The sequence below is a fragment of the Bradyrhizobium sp. A5 genome (assembly GCF_042076515.1).
Taxonomy (GTDB): Bacteria; Pseudomonadota; Alphaproteobacteria; order Rhizobiales; family Xanthobacteraceae; genus Bradyrhizobium; species Bradyrhizobium cosmicum.
In genome coordinates, this window is sequence record NZ_CP148990.1 from 5,301,985 (window position 1) to 5,316,825 (window position 14,841).

Below are 14,841 nucleotides of genomic sequence, written 5' to 3' on the forward strand. Positions count from 1 at the left end.
ACACCAACCGCCGTGTCTCTGTGAACGCCGTAAGGTCTCGGTCACTATTTCCCGAGAGGGCGATGAGATCAGAGCCACTTCTTCCACTTGAAGATCCAGTACGGCACGATCGCCGCGATCAGCATCAGCACCAGCGCGAACGGATAGCCGTGCGCCCATTCGAGTTCCGGCATCGCCTTGAAGTTCATGCCGTAGATCGAGGCGATCAGCGTCGGCGGCATCAGGACAACGGCCATGACCGAAAACAGCTTGATGATGTTGTTCTGCTCGAGATTGACGACGCCCAGCATGGCGTCGAGCACGAAGGTGATCTTGCTCGAGAGGTAGGAGGCGTGATCGGTCAGCGAGACGACGTCGCGCTGCATGGTCTTGAGCTGCTCGCGCATGTCCTTCGACCATTTCACGCCCTCCACCACTGCCGAGAGGAAGGCGACGACGCGGCCGATCGAGACCAGGCTCTCGCGAACCTTGGAGGTCAGGTCGCCCTTGCGGCCGATCGCGGCCAGTATCTGCGCGTACAACTTGGCGTGGCCGTGGCGATCCTGCTCCGGCTCGAAGATGTCGTGCGAGACCTGGTCGATCTCGGCGCCGCATTTCTCCAGAATGTCGGCGCAGCGGTCGATCACCGCGTCCAGCAGCTCCATCAGCACCATCTCGCCGGTGATCGCCGGCGTGCAGGCGCGGGCGAGCTTGGCCTCGACCAGGGCGAACGGTTTAGGCTGATCGTAGCGCACCGTGACCAGTCGGTGGTCGCCGAGAATGAAGGTGACCGGCGTGGTCCGGGGCATGTCGGTATCGGAGTGGCACATCAGCGTCGCCGTCATATAGCGCGCGCCGTTCTCGATATAGAGACGGCTGGAGATCTCGATCTCCTGCATGTCCTCCCGGGTGGGGATCGCGATGCCCGAGAGCCGCTCCACCGCCTTGTCCTCGTTCGCGGTCGGGTTGACGAGGTCGATCCACACCGCATGCTCCGGCACCGCGGCGAGATCGTCGATGACGGCCTTCTTGAGGGAGGTGTCGGAGGGAACGAACACAGAAAACATGCACAACTCCAGCGGGGGGCCCTGCGACCGAATGACAGCCCTTAGCGCGATTCTGACAAGTTCATGATGACAAGCACATTACGGAGCGTTGGCATTTGTGGCCGCACCGTGGCACAAAATCGACAGTTTGCTCGAAAATCAGCCCAAGGCCGCTAAACTTGCGGCAAAAAAGCCACAGCTCGGACCTTGCAGCGCGGGAAAAGGTCCGAGACGCTGGAATTGTGGCAGATTTCAACGATAATAGGGACCAACGGAGTCGTGGTTTGGGCTTGGCTCAAGCTCCGCGAAAGCTTGTTATTGTCGATTGGAACCAAATCATGTCGTCGCTGAAAGTTATGCTGGGTGTTTTGGCCGCTGGCCTGATGCTGTCGGGCTGCATGCAGGCCACGCGTTACGAAGCGACCGACACCAAGGCGTTCAAGCCGAAGGACAAGGAACTCCTCGCCAAGGTCAGGTACGAGAATACTGCGGTCGCAGAGCCGTTCCGCCGCGCCATTGTCGACTACCACCGCAAGGAATCGCCGGGCTCGATCGTGGTCGATTCCGACAACCACTATCTTTACTACGTTTTGGATGGCGGCAAGGCGATCCGCTACGGCATCACCGTTGGCGAAGAGGCCATGGCCTGGTCGGGCATCGCCAAGGTGGGCAGCAAGACCGAGTGGCCGGCCTGGCACCCCACCCCCGGCGAAATTTCGCGCCTGGGCGTGCCGACCTATGTCGCCCCTGGCCCGGACAATCCGATGGGCTCCCGCGCGATGTATCTCTACTCCGGCGGCAAGGACACGCTGTTTCGTATCCACGGCACCAACCAGCCGGAATATATCGGAGCCTCGATCTCGTCTGGCTGCATCCGCCTGACCAACGAGGACGCGATCGATCTCTATGATCGCGTCAAGGTCGGCACCCTCGTCGTGGTGCTCGAGCCGAAGCATGGCGACTCGCCGTATAATTCGCGCCTCGCGCTCGGCGGCAGCCAAACCGGCCAGGCAGGCAGCTTCTGATCTCTTCCGGATTATCTGACATCCAAAAGCGCCGGTTTTACCGGCGCTTTTTTGTTGCCGGCTTGTGCGGCTCGACTTTGCCGCCTTCGGCCGCCGGCTTGTCCGCGGGCGCTGTGGGCCTCGCAGTCTCCTGATCTTCAGCCCCCTCCTTTGCCTCCGGCCTGGCCGCGACCTCGCGCGGCGGAGCTTCTTCCGGCCGTTCCGCCGGCAGCAGCGGAGCGACCTGCGGCAGGGGATCCCAGACGTTCCACTGGCAGATCCGGTAGTCGTTGCGCCGCTGCGCGAGGTCAAGGTGGATGTGGTCCTCGTGGTACCAGTCCGAGCCCGGCCCGAGCACGGTGGAAAAGCGCGCGCAGACCGACTGCAGCACACGTTCGCGGACGTCGCGGGACATGGTGCGGTCGGTGAAGCCGATCGACTGCCCATTGGCAAGCTTGATGGCACGGACGTCGAGCGCGTTGGCCTTGCCGTGCTCGGACAGCAGCGCACCGGCGACGCGGTTGCGGCCGCGGCACTCGAAGCTATCGAAATTGTCGAGATCGCTGATCGCCGAGCCGAGGCTGCCGGCCAGCGGCACCATGTCCTTGCGGACCCAGTCGGCGATCGCGGAAGCCATGGTGCAGCGGAGGATCGCCGCGGGCTTGACCGCCACCCTGCGCTTGTCCGGCAGCACGATGGCCTCCAGCCGCACCAGATCCTCGCCGCCGCAGGCACCGGGGCCGCGGATATCCGGAATGGACGGCGCGACCGCGATCTCCTCGGTCAGCGCGAGGCGGCAGGCCGAAGCCTGCTTCTCGGGCGGCGGCGCGGCCTCCGCGGGCTTGCTGGCGTTGGACTTGTCGGGGGCAGGTTTCCCTTCGGCCTCCGGAGCAGGCTCGTCCGATGCCTTTGGGGCCTCTTCAGGACGGGGTTTCGGTAGCGGGATCTTGGCGGAATGAACCGTCGGGCGCGGTCGTGGTGTACCAAGGCCGAAGATATCCAGCGGCGCAGCATATTTCCGCGCCTCTGCCCGCTCCGGGAGCACGAGCGACAGCCCGAGCGCAGCGGTAACCATTGCCGCGCCGGCGGACATATAGCCGCGACAAGACCATTTGCGGCGAAAGTCCAGCAGGCTAAAACCCATGACAATTCTTTGGCCCAGCGCTGAGAGCGATAACAAGTCCAGCCCACCTCGGAGGAACGACGGAATGCTTGGTTTGATGCAAGATTGGCCCCTGCTCTGCCACCGGATCATCGAACACGCCGCCAGGATTCATGGCAAGCAGGAGGTCGTCACGCGATCGATCGAAGGACCGATCCATCGCACCACCTATGGCGAAATCCACCAGCGTGCCCTCAAGGTCTCGCAGATGCTGGACCGCGATGGCATCAAGTTCGGCGACCGCGTCGCAACGATCGCCTGGAACACCTGGCGCCATCTCGAAGTCTGGTACGGCATCATGGGGATCGGCGCCATCTGCCATACCGTCAATCCCCGCCTTTTCCCCGAGCAGATCGCCTGGATCATCAACCATGCGCAGGATCGCATCGTGATGACCGACATCACCTTCGTTCCGGTCCTGGAGAAGATCGCCGACAAGCTGCCGAGCGTGGAGCGCTACGTCGTGCTCACCGACAAGGCGCATATGCCCAAGACCACGCTCAAGAACGTTGTCGCCTACGAGGACTGGATCGCGGAGGCCGACGGCAAATTCAAATGGAAGGACTTTGACGAGAACACGGCAGCCGCGATGTGCTACACGTCCGGCACGACGGGCGACCCGAAGGGTGTGCTGTACTCGCATCGCTCCAACGTGCTGCACGCGCTGATGGCCAACAATGTCGATGCGCTCGGCACCAGTGCCTCCGAGACAATGCTGCCGGTGGTTCCGTTGTTCCATGCCAATAGCTGGGGCATCGCTTTCTCCGCGCCGTCGCAGGGCACCAAGCTCGTGATGCCCGGAGCCAAGCTCGACGGCGCCTCGGTCTACGAGTTGCTCTCGACCGAGAAGGTGACGCACACCGCGGGCGTGCCCACGGTGTGGCTGATGCTGCTGCAGCACATGGCCGCAAACAATCTGAAGCTGCCGGACCTGAAGATGGTGATCTGCGGCGGCTCTGCGATGCCGCGCTCGATGATCAAGGCCTTCCTCGACATGGGCTCGAACGTTCGCCACGCCTGGGGCATGACCGAGATGAGTCCGATCGGCAGCGTCGCCGCGCTGAAGCCGCCGTTCACGGACGCAACCGGCGAGGCGCGGCTCGACGTGCTTCAGATGCAGGGCTATGCGCCCTTCGCGGTGGAGATGAAGATCACCGACGATGCCGGCAAGGAGCTACCTTGGGACGGCAAGACATTTGGCCGCCTCAAGGTCTCCGGCCCCGCCGTCGCCAAGGCCTATTACCGGGTCGACAGCAACATCCTCGACGAGAACGGCTTCTTCGACACCGGCGACGTCGCGACCATCGACGAGGCCGGCTACATGCGGATCACCGACCGCTCCAAGGACGTGATCAAGTCCGGCGGCGAGTGGATCTCCTCGATCGACCTCGAAAACCTCGCTGTGGGCCATCCGGCGGTGGCCGAGGCTGCCGTGATCGGGGTCTATCATCCCAAATGGGACGAGCGTCCGCTGCTGATCGTGCAGCTCAAGCAGGGCCAGCAGACCACGCGCGAGGACATCCTCAAGTTCATGGACGGCAAGATCGCCAAATGGTGGATGCCAGATGACGTCGCCTTCGTCGAGGGCATCCCGCACACGGCGACCGGCAAGATCCTGAAGACGGCACTCCGCGACCAGTTCAAGGATTACCGCTTCCCGAACGCGGCGGCATAAAGCTCTCACGTCATTCCGGGGCGATGCCAACGGCATCGACCCCGGAATGACGGGCCGTGACGGTCTCCCTTGAAATTGCCCCCGGGCCGTGGTCTCAACGGCACACCCGGCGCCAACGCCGTTTCGCGCGGCACCGCCCCCAAGCACCCCGGCAGAGCTCATCCGATGGCCCGCAGGTTTTCCGCTCCCTATCAGACGGAGCCCGTGTCCAGCCTTGCGAGCTGGGCGCGCAACCTGGCCGTGTTCGCGGTGGTGGCGGTGGTGGTGTCGATCCTCATTGTCCGCTTCGGCTTCCTGGAGCCGAAGCCGGCGCTCGTCACCTTCTTCGGGGGCCTCGCGATCGCCGCACTCTCGATCCTGTTCGGGCTCGCCGGCTTTGCGGCGATCTGGCAGAACGGCTCGCGTGGCATGGCGCGCATCCTGCTCGCCTTCCTGATCGACGGGGCGATCCTCGCCTACCCCGCCTATCTCGGACTGCAATATCGCAAGCTGCCGGCGATCCACGACATCACCACCGACCCGATCGACCCGCCCCGCTTCGACGCGCTGGCGCGTCTGCGCACCGGCGACGGCGCCAACAGCGCGGTCTATGCCGGCCTCTATTCGGCCGAGCAGCAGCGCCATTTCTATCCCGAGATCGAGCCGATCGAGCTCGAAATCACGGTTGACCGCGCCTATGCGATCGCGCTCCAGCTCGTCAACAAGCGCAAATGGCTCGTCATCGACGAGCGCGCGCCGCAGCCGCCGCGCCGCATCGGCCGCATCGAGGCGGTGGCGCGCTCGCCGATCATGGGCTTGCGTGAAGACATTTCCATCAGGGTTGCGCCCGATGGCGAGGATTCCCGCGTCGATATCCGCTCGGCCTCGCGCTATTTCGACAGCGACCTCGGCAGCAACGCCGCGCGCGTGACAAAATTCATCGACGATCTCAACACCGCCGCGGACGCCGATGCGCTGAAGCCGGTGAAGAAGACGCCGGTGACGCCGCCGAAGGCCCCGGCGAAGACGGTGAAGAAGTAGCCCGACTGTCATTCCGGGGCGCCCGCAGGGCGAGCCCGGAATCCATTGATCCATTAACGCCGCTGCCCGATGGATTCCGGGTTCCGCTACGCGCGCCCCGGAATGACGAGAGGCTAGCCCGCTATCCGATACGTCCCGCCAATCACGGGATCGCCGTCCGTCGCCACCACCCCGCGCGCAACCAGATCCTCCAGATGCGCCAGCACGGAATAGCCCGCCGCCGTCGTCAGCCTGGGATCGATGCCGATATAGATCGCACGCACCATGGTCGGAATGTCGGTCTCGCCCTTGGCGAGGCGGTGCAGGATCGAGGCCTCGCGCGCCTTGCGGTGACGGATCAGGAAGCGCACGAAGCGCGGACCGTCCGGAATCTCGGGACCGTGGCCGGAGAAATACAGATCCTCCTCGCGCGCGGCCAGGCGGTCGAGCGACTCCATGTAGTCGATCATCGAGCCGTCGGGCGGCGCCACGATCGAGGTCGACCAGCCCATCACGTGATCGCCGACGAAGTTGACCTTCCGTTCGGGCCAGGCGAACGCGAGATGATTGGCGGTGTGGCCGGGCGTCGCCACGGCCTCCAGACGCCAGCCATCACCCTCGACGATATCGCCATGGGCGATTCTGACATCGGGCACGAAGTCGCGGTCAGAACCGGATTCCGGATTGTGCTTCTCGCTCTCGAAGCGCGGGCGCGAGGCCCGGTGCGGGCCTTCGGCATACACCGGCGCGCCGGTCGCCTGCTTGATCCGCGCGGTGTTCGGCGAGTGGTCGCGGTGGGTGTGGGTGACGAAGATATGGCTCACCGTCTCGCCGCGCACGGCATCGAGCAGAGCCGCGGCATGCGCCGCATCGTCCGGGCCGGGATCGATGATCGCGACGTTACCGGTGCCTACGATGTAGCTGACGGTGCCGGTGAAGGTGAAGGGGCTCGGATTGTTACAGAGCACGCGCCGCACGCCGGGGCGGACTTCCTCGACGAGGCCGGGCTGAAGCGGAAAGTTGCGGTTGAACGGGACGTCGTCGTTGTCGGACATGGCTTGCTCATACCTTGCTGACTTCGTCATGCCCGGCCTTGTGCCGGGCATCCACGTTCTTCGCTGGAGCTAGAACGTGGATGGCCGGGACATCCAGCGCGAAGACACGCTTCGCGCTTCTGCCCGGCCATGACGGAGTTGGAGAGTTCTGTCGCCTCGTACCCGTGCGCTCTCAGAAGAACGCCTGAATGCCCGTGATCGCGCGGCCCAGGATCAGGGCGTGGACGTCGTGGGTGCCCTCGTAGGTGTTGACCGTCTCGAGGTTATGGACGTGGCGCATCACGTGGTACTCGGCCGAGATGCCGTTGCCGCCGTGCATGTCGCGCGAGACGCGGGCGATGTCGAGGGCCTTGCCGCAATTGTTGCGCTTCATGATCGAGATCATCTCGGGGGCGAACTTGCCCTCGTCCATCAGGCGGCCGACGCGAAGTGAGCCCTGAAGGCCAAGTGCAATCTCGGTCTGCATGTCGGCCAGCTTCTTCTGCATCAGCTGGGTCGCGGCGAGCGGCTTGCCGAACTGCTTGCGGTCGAGCGTGTACTGGCGGGCACGGTGCATGCAGTCCTCGGCGGCGCCGAGCACGCCCCACGAGATGCCGTAGCGCGCACGGTTGAGGCAGCCGAACGGGCCCTTCAGGCCGGAGACGTTGGGAAGCAGCGCACTTTCGGGGACCACGACACCGTCCATCACGACCTCGCCGGTGATGGAGGCGCGCAAGGACAGCTTGCCGCCGATCTTCGGCGCGGAGAGGCCCTTCATGCCTTTCTCGAGCACGAAGCCGCGGATCTGGTTGTCATGCTCGGCCGACTTGGCCCAGACCACGAACACGTCCGCGATCGGCGCATTCGAGATCCACATCTTGCTGCCGGTCAGGCGGTAGCCGTCCGAGACCTTCTCGGCGCGGGTCTTCATGCCGGCCGGATCGGAGCCGGCGTCCGGCTCGGTCAGGCCGAAACAGCCGACCCACTCGCCGCTAGCGAGCTTCGGCAGGTACTTCTTGCGCTGGTTCTCGTCGCCATAGGCGTAGATCGGGTACATCACCAGCGAGGACTGCACCGAGTTCATCGAGCGGTAGCCGGAATCGACCCGCTCGATCTCGCGCGCCACGAGGCCATAGGCGACGTAGCTCGCATTGGCGCAGCCATATTCTTCCGGCAGCGTGATGCCGATCAGGCCGAGCTCGCCCATCTCGTTGAAGATCTCGCGGTCGGTCTTCTCTTCGAGATAGGCCTTGGTGACGCGCGGCAGCAGCTTGTCCTGGGCGTAGGCGCGGGCGGTGTCACGCACCATGCGCTCGTCTTCGGTGAGTTGCTCGTCGAGCAGGAACGGATCGTCCCACTGGAAAGAAGCCGCAGCCGGCTTGTCCTTGGCCTGGGGGCGCGCGCTCATGAAACGTCCTTTCGCATCTGGTTCCGTCAAGAATTGCCCGACAAACTAAAGCGCCGCGGCAACAAGTGCAATTGCGTCCTGGTTTCTGTCATCCCGGGGGCGACGCGAAGCGTCGAACCTGGAATCCTCTTGCTCACCACTTCGAGATTCCGGGTCTGGCGCTTTCAGCGCCATCCCGGAATGACACTGCGTGTCAGCTTTCAAGCTGCTCGTTGGCGACGATCTCGATGCCGAAGCCCGACAGGCCCTTGTAATCGTGCACCGACGAGGTGAGATGACGGATCGAGGTCACGCCGAGATCGCGCAGGATCTGCGCGCCGACACCGACCTCGCGCCACTGGCGGTTGCGGTCAGCCTCCGTCGCGCTCTCATCAGGCAGCGCCGCCACAGGCACACCAGCCGCGCCGTCGCGCAGGTAAACCAGAACGCCGCGGCCGGATTTCTTGAAATGTTCGAGCACGGCCGCCATCCGCTTGTGGCCGGTGAAGATGTCCTTGACGATGTTCGGCTTGTGAAAGCGCGTCAACACGTTCTTCCCGTCGCCGACCCCATTGTAGACGAAGGCGACGTGGGCGATGGAATCGAACGGCGAGCGATACGCATAGCCCTGCAAGGGGCCGATCGGGCTCTCGGTGACGAAGGTCGAAACCCGTTCGATCAGCTTTTCGCGCGCCTGGCGATAGGCGATCATGTCGGCAATCGTGACATGCTTCAGCTTGTGCTGGGCCGCGAAGCGGGCGACCTGCTCGCCCTTCATCACGCTGCCGTCGTCGTTCATCAACTCGCTGATGACGCCGACCGGCGGCAGGCCGGAGAGCTTGCAGAGGTCGACCGCGGCTTCCGTGTGGCCGGAGCGCAGCAGCACGCCGCCGTCCTTGGCGATCAGCGGGAAGATGTGGCCCGGACGGGCGAAGTCGTTGGCGCCGGCATTGGGATTGGACAGCGCGCGGCAGCACGAGGCGCGTTCCTCGGCCGAGATGCCGGTGCCGCCATCGGGCTTGTAGTCGATCGAGACCGTGAAGGCGGTGGTGTGCGCGGAATCATTGTGGGCGACCATCGGGTCGAGCCGCAGCCGGCGCGCATCCTCAGAGGTAATCGGAGCGCAGACGATTCCGGAGGTATGGCGGATGATGAACGCCATCTTCTCCGCGGTGCAGAGCGAGGCGGCGACGATCAGATCGCCTTCACCCTCGCGATCGTCGTCGTCGGTGACGACCACGAGTTCACCCCGGGCAAAGGCCTGCAAGACTTCCTGAACGCTATCGGGCATTTCCCAATCTCTATCGGTTGTGAGCCGGAGGCTTAGCCGGACTTGGGGCCAAGCGCTAGTCTCCCCGGCGCAACCACATATGCCGGACGGCAAGCCTGCCAGAGGGCTTGCACCGATCATACCAGGGATATGGGTGCGAACGGGCTCGGAAAGAAGCCGCCGGGCACCGTCAGGGCAGCACTTCGCGCCGCTCGCCGAGCCGCTGATCTAGCTCGGCGCGCTTGTCGGGCAGCAGACCGGCCTGGGCGGCTTCGATCACGGTAAACAGCTCATGAGCATCGCTGAGCCGGGTCACCGTGACGTAGCTGGCGCCAGCCGCATAGAGCTCGCCCACATCCGACAAGAGATCGGCCGTGGCCACGATCATGGCGGTCGGGTTGAGGGTGCGGACGTGGCGGACCAGCTTCTCGTTGCTGGCGCCCTTCAGGAGCGCGTCGGGCACGCTGAGGATGATCATCTCGGACTTGCCGACACCGGCATGGAGCAGCGTGTCGGCGCTGCTGATGTCGCCATAGATCACGTGCAGGCCGCGCGACAGCAGCGTCTGATACACATTGGGGTTGAAGTCGATCACGGTGATCTGCTCGAGCAGCACCGGGGCCTGCCGCTCGATCTCGGCCAGCAGCGCGCTCGCCGCGCGGAAAAAGCCGAGGATGACGATGCGGCGGGCCTCGCCATGGCCGCCCCCGTGCCCTTCCTCGCCATGGCCGTTGCCATGGTCGAGATCGCGCAGGCCGATCCGCTTCAGCGGGCCGATCGCCCAGCGGGTGATCTCGTCGCTGCGGCTCATCGCGAATGTCGAGAGCACGGCGAGCACGACGAAGGCAAAGGAGGCCGCATTGGCCGTCTCGGCCGCGATGTGGTGGTCGGCGACGCCGGTCTGGATCACCACGAGCGAGAACTCGGAGATCTGCGCGAGGTTGAGGGCCGGCAACAGGCTGGCGCGCAGGCCCTGCTTCATCAGATAGAGCGGGGTGAAGGTCGTGACGAGACGGCTCACCACCGTGAATGCCGCGATCATCAGCGCCAGCCCGATCACGGACAGGCCGGGCACGGGAATGGTCATGCCGAGCGCGACGAAGAACAGCGTGATGAAGAAGTCGCGGAGCGTGGTGACCTTGGCGGTGACGTCGAGCGCGTAAGGAAAGGTCGAGAGCGAGACGCCGGCAATCAGCGCCCCCATCTCGCGCGACAGCGAGAGCCGTTCGGCGGTCTCGGCGACGAGGAAGCACCAGGCGAGCGCGCCGAGCAGGATCAGCTCGGGGCGGCGGGCGATCTGGTGAAACAGGCGCGGCAGCACGTAGCGGCTGACCAGCAGCGCCGCGGCGACCAGCACCGCGACGCGGCCGATCGACAGCAGGATGACGCTGACCTGCAGATTGGCAAGGCTCGGCTGCACCGCCAGGAACAGGATGGCGAAGATGTCCTGGAGCACCAGCACGCCGAGGGTGATGCGGCCGGGCAGCGTGTCGAGCTCGCGCTTCTCGTAGAGCACCTTGACGATGATCACGGTGCTCGAGAGTGCGCAGGCGACGCAGAGATAGACCGCATCGAAGTGCCCGCCGCCGAGCGACAGGCCGATTCCGATGAAGAACAGCACCCCGAGCAGGCAGCCCCCGATCAGCTGGGCGCCGGCGGCGAACAGGATCACCTTTCCCGCCCGCACGATTTTCTTCAGGTCGATCTCGAGCCCGATCATGAACAGCATGAAGATCAGCCCGAGCTCTGAGATGACGCTGATCGATTCCTGCGAATGGACCCAGCCGGCGCCGAATGGACCTATGCAGAAGCCGGCGATAAGATAGGCCAGGATCAGCGGTTGCCGGGTGAAATGGGCGAGCAGGCCCAGCATCCAGGCAAACAGAATACAGAGAGTGATGTCTCGAATGAGCTCGTGCATACCAAATTGGTCCGTTTTGCCGCACCCTAGAGGCAGGTTGCGGCGCGGCAAGCGAGCAATTCGTCACATGCGAACGGCGCTTTTCGCAGCAATGCTGCTATGCCCCCTCGCCTCTGCCGTGCCCGCAGTCGCGCAATCCAAGGTCAATATCGAACAAAACTTTGCCGATTCGCTCGCCGCACTGCCGAAGGAGGAACTCGCCGTCTCGGGGGGGTTCTACGTGCCCGCCTATTCCAGTGTTGCGATGAGCCAGGGCAAGTTGCGCGTCGACTTCTCGGTGACCTTGAGCGTGCACAACGCCTCCGAGACCCAGCCGCTGGTGGTCAAACGCATCGCCTATTTCGACACCGCAGGCAAGCAGGTCGAGACCTATCTGAAAGCGCCGGTCGCCTTGAAGCCGCTGGCCACCGTCTCGATCTTCGTTCCGACCGACGACGTGCGGGGCGGGACCGGGGCCAATTTCCTGGTCGACTGGGCCGCAACCGGCGAGATCGCCGAGCCGGTGGTCGAAGCCTTGATGGTTGGCGGCGTCGCCAATGCGCATTACGCTTTCATCAGCCAGGGCCGTCCGACCAGGACAGCGGGGAAAAAATAGAAAACCCGAAAACAACCCCATGCACAGTAGGCCCAATCCGCGAAATCAATGACTTGCCGGCCCACGCGACAAAAATGCGGATTTTACGAATTTAATTTGACGCGTCGGGCAAAACACTGGCATGATGACATCGTCGAAATCCCAGCGCCCGGTTGGCACCAAGTCGGCCGCTCAATAAAAACACCCACCAATAAAAACACGAGGAATGCCCCATGACGTCCAGCTTCGATTTCGCGCCCCTGTTTCCTCAGGGGCTGCCGGCCCCTTCTGCGCGCTGGACGGGCCTTGCCAAATACAGCTTCGTCGGCGGCAACAACGATTCCGAGCAGGTGCCGCTCGATGAACTGATCGAAGCCACCAACGCGGTGCTGCGGCGCGAGGGCCGATCGCTCGCCACTTATGGGCTGGCGCATGGTCCGCAGGGCTATTTGCCCTTGCGCGAATTCCTGGTGACGAAACTCAGGCGCGATGCCGGCATCAATTGCACGGTCGACGATCTCATGATCGTCTCGGGATCACTGCAGGCGCTCGATCTCGTCAACGCGACGCTGCTGACGCGCGGCGACACCGTGATCTTCGAGCAGGACAGCTATCAGGGCTCGCTGACCCGCCTGGCGCGGCTCGGGGTCAACGTCGTCGGTATCCCCCTCGACGAGGACGGCATGTGCATGGACGTGCTGGCCTCGACGCTGGCCGATCTCAGGAGCCGCGGCATCCGGCCGAAATACATCTACACCATCCCGACTGTGCAGAACCCGACCGGCAGCATCATGCCGGAGAGCCGCCGCGCCGAACTGGTGCGGCTCGCGGCAGAATACGGCGTGCCCATCTTCGAGGATGATTGCTACGCCGACCTCGTCTGGTCAGGTCAGCGGCCGCCGGCGATCCATGCGATGAGCCCGGACGGCGGCGTGATCCATATCGGCTCGTTCTCCAAGTCGATCGCGCCGGCGTTGCGCGTCGGCTTCATCGTCGCGCCCTGGGATGTGATGTCGCGGATGCTGGCGCTGAAGACGGACGCCGGCTCCGGCGCGCTGGAGCAGATGGTGCTTGCCGCTTATTGCAAGCCGCATTTCGCAAGCCATGTGCCAGCCCTGACGAAAGCGTTGCGCACCAAGCTCGATACGCTGATGGAGGCCCTCAACGAGCAGTTCGGCACGGCGGCGGAATTCGAGGAACCCAAGGGCGGCATCTTCCTCTGGGTCAAGCTGCCCGACCAGGTCGATACGCTCAAGCTGTATCAGGCCGCGCTCGCCGCCGGCGTATCGATCAATCCGGGGCCGGAATGGTCCACCGACAAGAGCCATTCCAGCTCGCGCCTCAGGCTCTGCTTCGCGAGCCCATCGCATCAGCAAATCCGCGAGGGCGTCGCCGTGCTGGCCGAAGTGTGCCGCAAGGAGTTCGGCGTGCCGGCCCGCAGCGCCAATATCGAGAAGCAGGTCTAGCGGTTATTACGCAGCCTGGGGCTGGCTGCCGTGAATGGCGGAAGCCAGCCGCAGCAACAGCACGATCGAGACGTTGCCCTTGCCGGCCTCGATCTGCGCGATATAGCGCTCGGAAATCCCGGAGCGGCGGGCCAGCTCCCGGCGCGACAGCTCGCAGCGGGCGCGCGAGGATCTCAAGCGTTCGCCCAGTTCGGCCAGAAACGCGGTCTCGGAATGAGGCGGCAGGGCACGGCTCCCCGGCAGCACTTCACCCGCAAAATCCATGACTTGATTCAGCATCGGTCTATCCACGTTCGCCTTCGGGAGCGCCATCCTACCCTTGCTACGACCGGCCTCATTGACGCGGATCAAATTCGCGCGCGATTGGCACCTGGCGTGGACGGCGGCGCGCGGAATGCTACACTTTGGAATGGTTCGAGGCGGGGTTTGCAAGCCATGACACCTTGTTTGAGCCGCTGCACGACAGCGGCGCTGCTGTGGGTTGCGTTCACGCCCGCGGCCGGCGCCGAGACGCTTTCGGCGACGGTCGAGCAATGGGGTCTGCTCGGCTCATGGGCGGTCGATTGTGCAGCCCGGCCCGACCGCGACAAGGGCGCTCTCCTGACTTACGAAATCCGGAAGGACGGCCGGGTGATGTACCGGCGCAATTTCGGCGACGCCAGGGACGAGAGCGAAGTGGTATCCGCCGCGGTCAACGCCGAAGGCGTGCTCAATGTGATGGTGTACTTCCCCTCGCTGAAGCAGACGCGTGAGTTCGGCCTGCTGCTCTCAAAGCAAGGTAGCCTGCGCGCGATCTACAATCGCAGCGAGCGCGGTGAGTACACCATCAGGGACGGCAAATACGTCGCCACCGGCGCGCCAACCCCGCCGCAGCAACGTTGCGATTAACCACCTGAACAAGCGTTCAGAATTCTCTTTCCATTCCTCCGGAACGTTCACGCCGATGCGCGGTTCTCATTGGCATTGAATTGGAGGAGGACATCATGAAGAAGCTTGGTTTTGTGATTGCGGCTCTCGGCGCGCTCGCGATCGTTGCGCCGACGATGGCAAGTGCCGAAACGGTGGTGATCAAGCGCGGTCATCATCATGGCTACGGCGCCCGCGCCGAAATGCGCGAGCATCATGACCATGGCTGGCATCGCGGCTGGCATCATCGCGACCGGGTCGTTGTGGTCAAGCGCGGTCACCGTCACCACTGGGATTGATGCGTAACGCATCATGGAAATGGCCCCTCGCGGGGCCATTTCTTTGCGTTCTCGAAATATCAGTCCCGTAGGGTGGGCAAAGCGAAGCGTGCCCACGAATTCTTTCCATCGCTAGAGAT

At 64.0% G+C, this 14,841-nt stretch carries 14 protein-coding genes; 7 read left to right on the forward strand and 7 right to left on the reverse strand.

All coding sequences use genetic code 11. From position 1 onward, the window contains the following. Nucleotides 1-68 precede the first annotated feature (68 nt). On the reverse strand, nucleotides 69-1,046 hold the full coding sequence (locus WHZ77_RS25260) for a magnesium transporter CorA family protein (RefSeq protein ID WP_375310433.1): 978 nt from the start codon (nucleotides 1,044-1,046) through the stop codon (nucleotides 69-71). A 317-nt stretch (nucleotides 1,047-1,363) separates the two neighbouring features. Between WHZ77_RS25260 and WHZ77_RS25265 the strand changes: the two genes are divergently transcribed. After that, nucleotides 1,364-2,050 (forward strand): L,D-transpeptidase, encoded by a 687-nt coding sequence (locus WHZ77_RS25265; protein ID WP_375310434.1) that lies wholly within the window; start codon nucleotides 1,364-1,366, stop codon nucleotides 2,048-2,050. A gap of 37 nt (nucleotides 2,051-2,087) precedes the next feature. Here WHZ77_RS25265 and WHZ77_RS25270 read toward each other — a convergent pair whose 3' ends face one another. After that, a complete protein-coding gene (locus WHZ77_RS25270; protein ID WP_375310435.1) occupies nucleotides 2,088-3,173 on the reverse strand; it encodes an extensin family protein in 1,086 nt (361 codons plus the stop codon). A 64-nt stretch (nucleotides 3,174-3,237) separates the two neighbouring features. On the opposite strand from WHZ77_RS25270, the gene WHZ77_RS25275 reads away from it, so the two are divergent. Further along, nucleotides 3,238-4,866: a fatty-acid--CoA ligase gene (locus WHZ77_RS25275; protein ID WP_375310436.1), complete on the forward strand. Its 1,629-nt coding sequence runs from the start codon at nucleotides 3,238-3,240 to the stop codon at nucleotides 4,864-4,866. A gap of 165 nt (nucleotides 4,867-5,031) precedes the next feature. Continuing rightward, complete coding sequence (locus tag WHZ77_RS25280) at nucleotides 5,032-5,886, forward strand: DUF1499 domain-containing protein (RefSeq protein ID WP_375310437.1); 855 nt, start codon at nucleotides 5,032-5,034, stop codon at nucleotides 5,884-5,886. A gap of 113 nt (nucleotides 5,887-5,999) precedes the next feature. Here WHZ77_RS25280 and WHZ77_RS25285 read toward each other — a convergent pair whose 3' ends face one another. The 4 genes from WHZ77_RS25285 to WHZ77_RS25300 form a co-directional block, all read right to left on the reverse strand. Further along, the gene (locus WHZ77_RS25285; protein ID WP_375310438.1) at nucleotides 6,000-6,920 is read right to left on the reverse strand and encodes an MBL fold metallo-hydrolase; all 921 of its coding nucleotides are present in this window, start codon (nucleotides 6,918-6,920) and stop codon (nucleotides 6,000-6,002) included. Between the two features lie 172 nt (nucleotides 6,921-7,092). Further along, nucleotides 7,093-8,307, reverse strand: a complete 1,215-nt coding sequence (locus WHZ77_RS25290) for an acyl-CoA dehydrogenase (protein WP_375310439.1) — start codon at nucleotides 8,305-8,307, stop codon at nucleotides 7,093-7,095. A gap of 193 nt (nucleotides 8,308-8,500) precedes the next feature. Then, the gene (gene ribB, locus WHZ77_RS25295; protein WP_375310440.1) at nucleotides 8,501-9,577 is read right to left on the reverse strand and encodes a 3,4-dihydroxy-2-butanone-4-phosphate synthase; all 1,077 of its coding nucleotides are present in this window, start codon (nucleotides 9,575-9,577) and stop codon (nucleotides 8,501-8,503) included. A gap of 169 nt (nucleotides 9,578-9,746) precedes the next feature. Beyond that, a complete protein-coding gene (locus WHZ77_RS25300) occupies nucleotides 9,747-11,477 on the reverse strand; it encodes a cation:proton antiporter (protein WP_375310441.1) in 1,731 nt (576 codons plus the stop codon). 67 nt (nucleotides 11,478-11,544) lie between these two features. On the opposite strand from WHZ77_RS25300, the gene WHZ77_RS25305 reads away from it, so the two are divergent. Both WHZ77_RS25305 and WHZ77_RS25310 read left to right on the forward strand, forming a co-directional pair. Beyond that, on the forward strand, nucleotides 11,545-12,072 hold the full coding sequence (locus tag WHZ77_RS25305; protein WP_375310442.1) for a DUF3124 domain-containing protein: 528 nt from the start codon (nucleotides 11,545-11,547) through the stop codon (nucleotides 12,070-12,072). 212 nt (nucleotides 12,073-12,284) lie between these two features. After that, nucleotides 12,285-13,517, forward strand: a complete 1,233-nt coding sequence (locus WHZ77_RS25310) for a PLP-dependent aminotransferase family protein (RefSeq protein WP_375310443.1) — start codon at nucleotides 12,285-12,287, stop codon at nucleotides 13,515-13,517. A gap of 6 nt (nucleotides 13,518-13,523) precedes the next feature. Here WHZ77_RS25310 and WHZ77_RS25315 read toward each other — a convergent pair whose 3' ends face one another. Then, entirely contained in the window at nucleotides 13,524-13,796 is a 273-nt protein-coding gene (locus WHZ77_RS25315; protein ID WP_015687820.1) for a helix-turn-helix domain-containing protein, read from the reverse strand. 156 nt (nucleotides 13,797-13,952) lie between these two features. Here WHZ77_RS25315 and WHZ77_RS25320 point away from each other — a divergent pair, with 156 nt between their 5' ends. Both WHZ77_RS25320 and WHZ77_RS25325 read left to right on the forward strand, forming a co-directional pair. Further along, a complete protein-coding gene (locus WHZ77_RS25320) occupies nucleotides 13,953-14,405 on the forward strand; it encodes a hypothetical protein (protein WP_375310444.1) in 453 nt (150 codons plus the stop codon). A 95-nt stretch (nucleotides 14,406-14,500) separates the two neighbouring features. Continuing rightward, nucleotides 14,501-14,722: a hypothetical protein gene (locus tag WHZ77_RS25325; RefSeq protein ID WP_375310445.1), complete on the forward strand. Its 222-nt coding sequence runs from the start codon at nucleotides 14,501-14,503 to the stop codon at nucleotides 14,720-14,722. Nucleotides 14,723-14,841 lie beyond the last annotated feature (119 nt).

Excerpts from the sequence above, each read along its gene's own strand:
- WHZ77_RS25270 (WP_375310435.1), bottom strand. The coding sequence starts at position 3,173 with ATGGGTTTTAGCCTGCTGGACTTTCGCCGCAAATGGTCTTGTCGCGGC.
- WHZ77_RS25300 (WP_375310441.1), bottom strand. The coding sequence starts at position 11,477 with ATGCACGAGCTCATTCGAGACATCACTCTCTGTATTCTGTTTGCCTGG.
- ribB (WP_375310440.1), bottom strand. The coding sequence starts at position 9,577 with ATGCCCGATAGCGTTCAGGAAGTCTTGCAGGCCTTTGCCCGGGGTGAA.
- WHZ77_RS25320 (WP_375310444.1), top strand. The coding sequence starts at position 13,953 with ATGACACCTTGTTTGAGCCGCTGCACGACAGCGGCGCTGCTGTGGGTT.
- WHZ77_RS25305 (WP_375310442.1), top strand. The coding sequence starts at position 11,545 with ATGCGAACGGCGCTTTTCGCAGCAATGCTGCTATGCCCCCTCGCCTCT.
- WHZ77_RS25325 (WP_375310445.1), top strand. The coding sequence starts at position 14,501 with ATGAAGAAGCTTGGTTTTGTGATTGCGGCTCTCGGCGCGCTCGCGATC.
- WHZ77_RS25315 (WP_015687820.1), bottom strand. The coding sequence starts at position 13,796 with ATGCTGAATCAAGTCATGGATTTTGCGGGTGAAGTGCTGCCGGGGAGC.
- WHZ77_RS25285 (WP_375310438.1), bottom strand. The coding sequence starts at position 6,920 with ATGTCCGACAACGACGACGTCCCGTTCAACCGCAACTTTCCGCTTCAG.
- WHZ77_RS25310 (WP_375310443.1), top strand. The coding sequence starts at position 12,285 with ATGACGTCCAGCTTCGATTTCGCGCCCCTGTTTCCTCAGGGGCTGCCG.
- WHZ77_RS25290 (WP_375310439.1), bottom strand. The coding sequence starts at position 8,307 with ATGAGCGCGCGCCCCCAGGCCAAGGACAAGCCGGCTGCGGCTTCTTTC.
- WHZ77_RS25280 (WP_375310437.1), top strand. The coding sequence starts at position 5,032 with ATGGCCCGCAGGTTTTCCGCTCCCTATCAGACGGAGCCCGTGTCCAGC.
- WHZ77_RS25260 (WP_375310433.1), bottom strand. The coding sequence starts at position 1,046 with ATGTTTTCTGTGTTCGTTCCCTCCGACACCTCCCTCAAGAAGGCCGTC.
- WHZ77_RS25275 (WP_375310436.1), top strand. The coding sequence starts at position 3,238 with ATGCTTGGTTTGATGCAAGATTGGCCCCTGCTCTGCCACCGGATCATC.
- WHZ77_RS25265 (WP_375310434.1), top strand. The coding sequence starts at position 1,364 with ATGTCGTCGCTGAAAGTTATGCTGGGTGTTTTGGCCGCTGGCCTGATG.